12 protein-coding genes are annotated in these 7,840 nt (G+C 61.5%); 3 read left to right on the top strand and 9 right to left on the bottom strand.

Annotated features, from left to right (window positions below; genetic code table 11):
- The first annotated feature begins 61 nt into the window (after positions 1-61).
- Positions 62-571, top strand: a complete 510-nt coding sequence (locus ACE3OH_RS16525; RefSeq protein WP_374355441.1) for a DUF934 domain-containing protein — start codon at positions 62-64, stop codon at positions 569-571.
- Positions 572-617: 46 nt separating this feature from the next.
- Positions 618-1,364: a uroporphyrinogen-III C-methyltransferase gene (gene cobA / locus ACE3OH_RS16520; RefSeq protein WP_374355438.1), complete on the top strand. Its 747-nt coding sequence runs from the start codon at positions 618-620 to the stop codon at positions 1,362-1,364.
- On the opposite strand, the gene ACE3OH_RS16515 is transcribed toward cobA, so the two are convergent.
- The 3 genes from ACE3OH_RS16515 to ACE3OH_RS16505 form a co-directional block, all read right to left on the bottom strand.
- Entirely contained in the window at positions 1,352-1,588 is a 237-nt protein-coding gene (locus ACE3OH_RS16515; protein WP_374355435.1) for a hypothetical protein, read from the bottom strand. The genes cobA and ACE3OH_RS16515 overlap by 13 nt on opposite strands.
- A gap of 141 nt (positions 1,589-1,729) precedes the next feature.
- The gene (locus ACE3OH_RS16510) at positions 1,730-2,194 is read right to left on the bottom strand and encodes a hypothetical protein (RefSeq protein WP_374355432.1); all 465 of its coding nucleotides are present in this window, start codon (positions 2,192-2,194) and stop codon (positions 1,730-1,732) included.
- 15 nt (positions 2,195-2,209) lie between these two features.
- Positions 2,210-3,466 (bottom strand): EAL and HDOD domain-containing protein, encoded by a 1,257-nt coding sequence (locus ACE3OH_RS16505; RefSeq protein ID WP_374355429.1) that lies wholly within the window; start codon positions 3,464-3,466, stop codon positions 2,210-2,212.
- A 121-nt stretch (positions 3,467-3,587) separates the two neighbouring features.
- Here ACE3OH_RS16505 and ACE3OH_RS16500 point away from each other — a divergent pair, with 121 nt between their 5' ends.
- Positions 3,588-5,105, top strand: coding sequence for a mechanosensitive ion channel family protein (locus ACE3OH_RS16500; protein WP_374355426.1), 1,518 nt, complete (start codon positions 3,588-3,590; stop codon positions 5,103-5,105).
- Here the strand turns inward: ACE3OH_RS16500 and ACE3OH_RS16495 are convergent.
- The 6 genes from ACE3OH_RS16495 to ACE3OH_RS16470 form a co-directional block, all read right to left on the bottom strand.
- Entirely contained in the window at positions 5,067-5,627 is a 561-nt protein-coding gene (locus ACE3OH_RS16495) for a TlpA family protein disulfide reductase (RefSeq protein WP_374355423.1), read from the bottom strand. The genes ACE3OH_RS16500 and ACE3OH_RS16495 overlap by 39 nt on opposite strands.
- A 155-nt stretch (positions 5,628-5,782) precedes the next feature.
- Complete coding sequence (locus tag ACE3OH_RS16490; RefSeq protein WP_374355420.1) at positions 5,783-6,283, bottom strand: DUF2199 domain-containing protein; 501 nt, start codon at positions 6,281-6,283, stop codon at positions 5,783-5,785.
- Positions 6,284-6,380: 97 nt separating this feature from the next.
- Positions 6,381-6,662, bottom strand: a complete 282-nt coding sequence (locus ACE3OH_RS16485; protein ID WP_374355415.1) for a hypothetical protein — start codon at positions 6,660-6,662, stop codon at positions 6,381-6,383.
- Positions 6,663-6,789: 127 nt separating this feature from the next.
- On the bottom strand, positions 6,790-7,095 hold the full coding sequence (locus tag ACE3OH_RS16480) for a hypothetical protein (RefSeq protein ID WP_374355412.1): 306 nt from the start codon (positions 7,093-7,095) through the stop codon (positions 6,790-6,792).
- A gap of 75 nt (positions 7,096-7,170) precedes the next feature.
- Positions 7,171-7,560, bottom strand: coding sequence for a hypothetical protein (locus tag ACE3OH_RS16475; RefSeq protein WP_374355409.1), 390 nt, complete (start codon positions 7,558-7,560; stop codon positions 7,171-7,173).
- 87 nt (positions 7,561-7,647) lie between these two features.
- The coding region (locus ACE3OH_RS16470; RefSeq protein ID WP_374355406.1) for a hypothetical protein at positions 7,648-7,840 on the bottom strand (193 nt) is incomplete at its 5' end.

The raw sequence follows: 7,840 nt of genomic DNA, 5'->3' as shown, positions 1-7,840 counted from the left end.
GTGTTCGATCGTGTCGGTATCGAACCCTTCAAGGCGCGTATTTACGCCAAGGAGCGCTCCCATGGTTAAAGCGCCCCATCTGATCAAGCTGGATCGCGCCAGTGGTCAGCGCGAGATTACCGCCAACCACTGGACACGCGTGAAGGAGGCGAGCGACGACCCGGTGCCGCCGCACACCTTGCTGCCGCTGCAGGAATGGCTGGCGCGGCGCGACGAGGTGATTGGCCGCGACGATGTCGGCGTCTGGTTCGCACCGGACGACGAGCCGGAGTCCCTGGGTAGCGATGCGGCGACGCTGACTGTGATTGCCGTCGAATTTCCGGCATTTACCGATGGCCGTGGCTTCAGCATTGGCCGCCTGTTGCGCGAGCGCTTCGGCTTCACTGGCGAATTGCGCGCAGTGGGCGATGTATTCAAGGACACCTTGCTGTATCTCAAGCGTTGCGGTTTCGATGCCTTCGAGATTCGCGCCGACCACGACGCCCATGAAGCTGCCAAGGGGCTCGATGATTTCAGCGATGCCTATCAGGCCGCTGTCGATCAGCCCTTGCCGCTGTTCCGGCGGCGCTGAGCGGTGTGTCGCTGATGAAAGCGCCTTTTCTGGATCGACCTTTCGTATGAGCAACCCTGTTCACCTGATCGGCGCCGGCCCCGGCGCCGCCGACCTGATTACCGTGCGCGGCATGCGGCTGTTGCAGCAGGCCGATTGCGTGCTGTACGACGCCTTGGTGCAGCCAGAGATGCTGGCGTACTGCCCGCAGGCGGTGCTGATCGATGTGGGCAAACGCTGCGCCAAGGCTTCTACCGCCCAGCGTTTCATCAACAAGATGCTGGTGGATGCGGCAAGCAAATACGCGCGGGTGGTACGCCTCAAGGGCGGCGACCCGATGTTGTTCGGCCGTGCGACCGAGGAGCTGGTCGCCCTGCGCGAAGCGGGTTTTGAGGCGGAGGTGGTGCCGGGCATTACTGCCGCGTTGGCGGCATCGGCCGATGCCGGCGTGTCGCTGACCAGTCGCGGGGTAGCACGCAATGTGCTGTTTGCCACCGCCCGCGTCGGCGAAGGCGAAAGCGCCAGCGACTGGATCAGCCCGATTCTGGCGGCCGATACCACGGTGCTGTATATGGGCGTCCGCCAGGCTGAAGCGATTGCCAAGGCCTTGTTGGGGGCGGGCATGCCAGCCAGCACACCGGTACTGGTCGTGGAAAACGCCGGTCTGCCCGCCTGCCGGCAATGGCCGATGCGTCTGGCGCAATTGCCCGACGTCGGTGACTGGCAGCTCGACGGCCCGGCAATCTTGTTGCTTGGTCAGGTATATGGCGAGGTCTTGCGTGCCGCGCAGGATGGCTTGCGTCAATTTGCCTGAGCGGGCGTATCCAACGCTGCGCAGCTGATGATCCAGCCTTCCAGCGGGTCGATGCCGTCGGGCAAGCCATAGCCGCTATCGGAGCGCTGCGCCGCCCAGCCCGCTTGTACCAGGCACAGCGTGGCATCGAGCAGGTCGGCGCTGCCATCGGCAATCAAGTCCTGCCGCAGATCGGCGTGTGCCAGGCGCAGGCCGACGCCGAGCGGATGCCGCTGCTCCAGCAAGCCATCGACGATGATTTCGCGCTGCCGGCGACGCTCGGCGGTTTGCCGTGTCGGCTCGTCACTCTTGTAACTGGCAGCGCCGATCAGGGCGCGTGCGACCAGGGCCGGGTAGCCTTCCAGCGCGGCGCGGGCCGGGTCGCCCTAGTGCAGCCCGGGCAGGCTCACGCCGGCATCGAGCAGGCGCGGCGCACCTTCGAGCAGCATCCACGCCACCGGCGGGTTGACCCATTTCATCGACGGACTGCTGTGCGCGATCTGATCAACGGCGCGGTGGGCAAACTTTTTCCCGGCCGGCCTTGCCTGACAAAACGCCTTGAATTGCTCACGCAGGCTGGCGCGGCTCTGCTGGCGATAGTGCCGCATCAGCGCATCCCACTGCCGTGGCCAGTTCAGTGTCTCGACCAATTCGCGTGGCAGACCGAAGGGAAAGTCGCACACGGCGAGCCAGGGGCCGGGGCGCAGCAACAGCTGCTCAAAGGCGGGGAAGTCCGGCAGGCGCAATAGCTGTTCGAGCAGCACGTTGGCGCCATCGAGGCGCCCGAGCGCAATGGTGATCGGCTTGCGCCGGCTCGGGCGACTGGTGAAATCAATGCCAAGTAGCTGCACCTTGCCGGCCTCTGCTCAGGCGTCTGGCTCGGCAGCTTCGCGGCCAAGCCGGGCGGCCCAGGTCATCGCCTCGATCTGCATGCGGTTGAGCTGGTCCAGATCGAGCTGCGGAAAGGCCGACAGCAAGGTGCCGGTGATGTTGGCATCGGCAAACTCGGTGCCCTCCACTAGGCGCAGCAATTCGCCCAGCCAGCCACGGCGATGCAGCAAGGCGTCCTGCAGGCTTTCTTCCAGATTGAGCGGGCCGATGATTTCCAGCATCGGCTTGGCGAACAGGGCGTCGATCAGGCTGAGCATGCCCACCATAAAGGCGCGGTCGGCAAAGCCCTCATCGCCAGGACGCAGGGCCATGGCCAGCTGCTCCATCAGGCGGCCGCGCACGGCGGCGGTCTGTACCAGCGGGTCGGAGGCGGTCTGCCCGCCCGATTGCTGGGCGAAGACCATGATCTGCACCCAGCGGTGCAGCTGCGAGCGCCCAAGCAGATTGATGGCGGTACGCACGCTGGATATGCGCCGGGGCAGGCCGTAGGAGACCGAGTTGACCAAGCGCAGCAGCAGCACCGTCAGGTCCGGCGCATGTTTGAGGGTTTGTTCCAGCTCGATGGTATCGACATCGTCGGCGACCTGGCCCAGCAGTTTGAGCAACATTACCGCGCTGGGCTGTACCGGGCGGCCACTGAGTATGGTGGGGCGGGCAAAGAAATAGCCCTGGAACAGATCGCAACCGAGGTCATGGCAAAAATCGCGCTGGGTGGGCGAGTCGATCTTTTCCGCCAGGATGCTGACGCCGGAGGGCTTGAGGGCGCGCACCAGGTTTTCGATATCATCGCGCTGCATCGCCAGCACATCGAGCTTGACCACTTCGAGCAGCGGCAAGATGGCCTTCTGGGCCTCGTCAAAGCGGATCACATCGTCTAGGGCGAGGCGGTAGCCGGCGGCTTTCAGTGCCCGGCAGCGCTCGATCACCTCGGGGGTCAGCTCTACGGTTTCGAGGATTTCCAGCACTACCCGGTCGCGCGGCAGCACCTCGATCACCTCGCTCATCAGCAATTCGCGCGACAGATTGATAAAGCCGAGCTTGTCCTCCAGCACCGATTGCAGCCCGAGGCCGGTGAAGGCGTGTTGCATCACCGCCGCACTGGCCGCGACATCGTCGGCGACATCGGCGGCATTGCGATGCTCGCTGGCGCGAAACAGCAGCTCGTAGGCAACGAGTTCCTGCTGGCGACCGAGGATGGGCTGGCGGCCCAGAAAAAAGCGCGGGGCGGACATGGCTGGGTGTCAATACGGGCAGGACGAGCTCCCATCCTAGCCCACGGGCCATGTTGTGTGCCACCTGCCTGCAGTGCTCGCGCTAAGCTACGGGTATTGTCCTGTCCGGTTTTTGCTATCCATGTTGACGCTTGATGATCTTGCCCGCCAGGAATGGCCCTATCTTTTGCCATTTTGCATGGCCTTGCTGGCCCTGCTGTACCGCTACCGCCCGGCCGAGCGGCGCAATGTGGTACTGACCCTGGTGTTTCTGTCGCTTTCCTGCCTGGGCCTGTGGCTGGGCCGCATGGCGAGCGCTGCCGGCCTGACAGAGCTGGGGCCGGTGCTGCATGAAGCATCGGCCATTGCGCTGGGCATGGTGATCATCCGCCTGCTTGGTCTCGTGGTGTTTCGCCTCGGCTTGGCGGCAATCCGGCTGGAGCCGCCGCGTATTCTTGAAGACGTGCTGGTGTTTGTCGCCTATCTGGCCTGGGGCCTGGTGCGACTGCGCTACGCCGGGCTGGACCTGACCAGCCTGGTTACCACCTCGGCGGTATTGACGGCGGTGGCGGCGTTTTCCATGCAGGACACCCTGGGCAATATCCTCAGCGGCATCGCCCTGCAACTCGACGATTCGCTGGAGCTGGGGCAGTGGGTCAAGCTCAATGATATTTCCGGGCGAGTGCTGCAGATCGGCTGGCGCTCCACCCTGATCGAAACGCGCAATGGCGAAACGGTGGTGGTGCCCAATGGCTGGCTGATGAAAAACAGCTTCCAGATCATCGGCAAGCGTTTTCATGGCCAGCTGCAATGGCGGCGCTGGGTGTGGTTCGAACTGGACTGGGACCATGCGCCATCGCGGGTGCTGGAAGTCATGCAGCAGGCGGTGCACGAGGCGCAGATAGCCGGCGTCGCTGCCGAGCCGCCGCCGCAGGCAGGGTTGATGGAAACCAAAAATGGTGTGGCGCGCTATGCACTGCGCTATTGGCTCACTGATTTTGCCCGCGACGACCCGACCGATTCGCAGGTACGCAGCCATGTCATCGCCGCGCTGAGCCGCAATGGCCTGGCGCTGGCGGCCGATAGCCACCATGTGCTGATGACCAAGGACAACGACAAGACCGCGCAGCTGCGCCATGAGCAGGATCTGCTACGGCGCCTTGCCGCGCTGCATTCGGTATCGCTATTTGACGGTTTTACGGCGGAAGAGCTGCGCAAGCTGGCGGATCAATTGGTGTATGCGCCATTCGAGAGTGGCGATGTGATCAGCCGGCAAGGGGCGGTGGCGCACTGGCTATATATTCTCACCGTGGGTGAAGTAGAAATCTGGCACGACTATGAAAGCGCACAGCGCCAGCTGCTGGGGCGCCTGTCGGCCGGCAATTTCTTCGGCGAGATGGGCTTGATGACGGGTGCACCGCGTTCTGCCACGGTAATCGCCAGCAGCTATGTCGAATGCTACCGGCTCGACCATCAAGGCTTTGATGCGATCCTGTCCGCCCGGCCCGCGCTGGCCGATGCGATATCGAATGTGCTTGCCTGTCGCCTCGCGGAAAACCAGCAGCGCGCTGCCCAGCATCATGCGCCGCAGGCAGAAGGGGCGCTGCCGGGCCAGTCGGAGTTATTGGCGCGTATCCGCCACTTTTTCAGCCTGGAGTAGCGGTTTGAGGAAGGCATTGAGCTTGTCACGGCTCAGGCGGCCGGCATGGGCGGCCACCTTGCGGCCGGTCTTGTCGTACACCACCGTGTAGGGCAGGCCGCCGATATGGTTGCCCTCGGCGCGCATCAGCCCCAGCGCGTCTTCCTCGCCGACCAGTATCGGGTAGCTGATGGCGAGCTCGCCCAGGAATTTCTTCACCGCCTCGGGGTTGTCGATGGCAATTCCCACCACGGTTGCCTTGTCGCCCAGCGCCTTGGCTGTCGCATCGAAATCCGGCATCTCCTCGCGGCAAGGCGCGCACCAGGTGGCCCAGTAATTCACCACCAGGGGCTTGCCGCGCCACTGCGCCAGCGCCTGCGGCTTGCCGGCCACATCCTTGAAACTGGCCTGCCAGAAAGTTGGCGCAGCCGGCGCCGCGCTGGCGGTCTGCTCGGGCAGGCGCTTGTACTGCCAATAGCCGGCACCCGCACCAGCGGTGAGCGCCAGGAGGGCAACGACGATATACAGGGCGGTTTTGTTCATGGTGTGGTCTTTATTGTGCCGATCGGGTGTTTATCTGTGCCAAGGCACGGGTGGAATTGCTCGCGCTTGATGTGAGGGGCGCCGTTGTACGCATCGCGGAGGGACTCAAAAGCGTAGCTTTAGGCTCCCTCTCGACGGAATTGCTGAGCAGCTGGCTACCCATGCAAGCACGCCTCTGCGATTTGCTGCACCCGAGCCATCGTAATGCCGTGATGTTGCTCGATAGATAGCGGGTGATTGGAATGCTCCAAGATGATATTGGGGCGCTCGCCGATTGGCATGGTTTGAACGCTGGTCTTAAGGCTCAAGGTCGTGGGTTCATAAGGCAACGCACTTTGCAGCCACCCGAAATACGGCGGTTCGACTTCGCGGCCTTCACTCTCCCATAGCTCGCAGCTACGAAGAAAACTTTTCTCGCTCAATGAAACCCAGGCAAGCCAAACAAACGGCCCCGGCCCATCGACAATTGGAAGGAGAATGCGACCGAGAATAAAGAAGTGCTTGTCGTCAATCACGCATTGGTCGGAGCTTAGTTCGCCACGAGCAGCGCGTTCTTCCTCGGACAAGGAGAGCCAAAGTGCTGGGGCATTTGCGCCAAAGCACATTGGCAATTGATCGTGGTACCCACCGCAGGTCGTACAAGTAAAGCCCGTCATTTAAGCCGTCCAATCTATGAGCCAAGCCGCGCAGAGCGCAGCGAGGGAGGCAAACAGCGTAGTTTTCGGCAGTCGGCTTGAACGGCGGGTTCGAGCGCTATTCATAGCCACGCCCCGCCCAAAGAAATGCAGCGAACAGAGCCCAAGGATTTGAAGCTTTGGGGCCGGGGCGGACTCCAAAATCGGAATCTCCAGCCCAAGCAACGGCGCGTTCGATGAAGTCGGAAATCGAGTGGTTAGCCCATTCACCTTGAAAACCATCCAGCGTCAACGAAGCACCGTCTACAGATTCGCGATCTGCCTGTAGCGCCCGCGCAAAGGCAAGGAAAGATGTTTCGTCGTTCACGGAATGCAACGCTGCGAAAAGTTGATCTGTCATGGGCGCTCTAACGATTCACGTAACGACCGCTAGGGCGCTGCAGAGGGAGCCAAAATGCATAGCATCCTGGTGTCCCATTGCCGGACCTGTTAGGCCGCTGGCGAGTTGAATGATTCGACCACATTTCCTAGTCCTCGATTCGATCGATGAACTCGATGCCACCGAGGCGATTTGACTTCAGGATATCGAGTACCAGAACGCCCCAAATTTCGTGAACCAGCACTACGTTTGTTTCGAACCGCCACTCAGAACCGGGCTGGTTTGCGTTGTGCGCGGAGACAAAACGAAGGTACGCCGGGCTGTCCCATGCTCCGGCGCCACAGCTTAGTAATACGTCGGACAGCCACGGCAACTCTGGACACTCATGACGCGCCAACTCTGCCAGCGCGCAGGGAGTGAACTGGGCAATCGGCGGTTGTGAGGATGCGTTCATTTTCAATCTGTGCGGCCTAACGTCTGAATTCACCTGCCCGCGCGGCTTTTCGCGCAGGTCCGGTGGAATGATGAGTTAGGGATTGATGACAACGATTTTCTCCTGAGAAGCAGCTTGTGGCGGCCCATAACGCAACTTTGCTTTGGCGCCATGCATGAACGGCGTTTTTTCGAGTATTGGTTTGATTGCTGCAAAGAGCCTATCGGCATTGGGTCCGTACATATACAAATACCCATCACTGCCGTCTGTGGCCACTTCATTGCCGTCAAACTCGCCTGCACCAGCTGCGAGAATTGCCTTTTCAAGTTTATCTTCTAGCGCGAAGAGACTCTTCAGATCCTTTGATCCGTAGATGAAGTGCACAACGACAGCATGTTCATCCTTGGTCGGGGCTGGTTGAGCTGCAGCAGCAGTGCTCGTCGTCATAATTCCAAACAATGGTATGAGCCAGCGCAAAAACTTCATGGATATCCCTAGAAAGGTGTAGATACATACTTTTGTAAGCTCAAGCCGGCGCCTGCCAGCACCAAGCTTGAGTCCTTCCGCACTTCCCTAGCCTCCACTATGCCGCGCCAACCGCTGGCTGAATGCCGCCGCTCCCTCGAAGCCGACCAGGCGGGACGGGGATTGCTGGCCATCCTTGCCATAGAAAATGGTGCCGGGTGGGCCAAACAGGCCAAAGCGCTTGAGCAGGGCCTTGTGGTCGTCGTTATTGGCGGTGACATCGGCCTTGAGCAGCACAAAG

The organism is Chitinimonas sp. (assembly GCF_041904975.1).
Taxonomy (GTDB): Bacteria; Pseudomonadota; Gammaproteobacteria; order Burkholderiales; family Chitinimonadaceae; genus Chitinimonas.
The sequence above is the reverse complement of the archived record's forward strand: the minus strand, read 5'-3'. Positions and strand labels throughout refer to the sequence as shown.

Coding starts and splice junctions, on each gene's coding strand:
- ACE3OH_RS16495 (WP_374355423.1), bottom strand. CDS start 5,627: ATGAACAAAACCGCCCTGTATATCGTCGTTGCCCTCCTGGCGCTCACC.
- ACE3OH_RS16485 (WP_374355415.1), bottom strand. CDS start 6,662: ATGACAGATCAACTTTTCGCAGCGTTGCATTCCGTGAACGACGAAACA.
- cobA (WP_374355438.1), top strand. CDS start 618: ATGAGCAACCCTGTTCACCTGATCGGCGCCGGCCCCGGCGCCGCCGAC.
- ACE3OH_RS16500 (WP_374355426.1), top strand. CDS start 3,588: ATGTTGACGCTTGATGATCTTGCCCGCCAGGAATGGCCCTATCTTTTG.
- ACE3OH_RS16475 (WP_374355409.1), bottom strand. CDS start 7,560: ATGAAGTTTTTGCGCTGGCTCATACCATTGTTTGGAATTATGACGACG.
- ACE3OH_RS16505 (WP_374355429.1), bottom strand. CDS start 3,466: ATGTCCGCCCCGCGCTTTTTTCTGGGCCGCCAGCCCATCCTCGGTCGC.
- ACE3OH_RS16480 (WP_374355412.1), bottom strand. CDS start 7,095: ATGAACGCATCCTCACAACCGCCGATTGCCCAGTTCACTCCCTGCGCG.
- ACE3OH_RS16490 (WP_374355420.1), bottom strand. CDS start 6,283: ATGACGGGCTTTACTTGTACGACCTGCGGTGGGTACCACGATCAATTG.
- ACE3OH_RS16525 (WP_374355441.1), top strand. CDS start 62: ATGGTTAAAGCGCCCCATCTGATCAAGCTGGATCGCGCCAGTGGTCAG.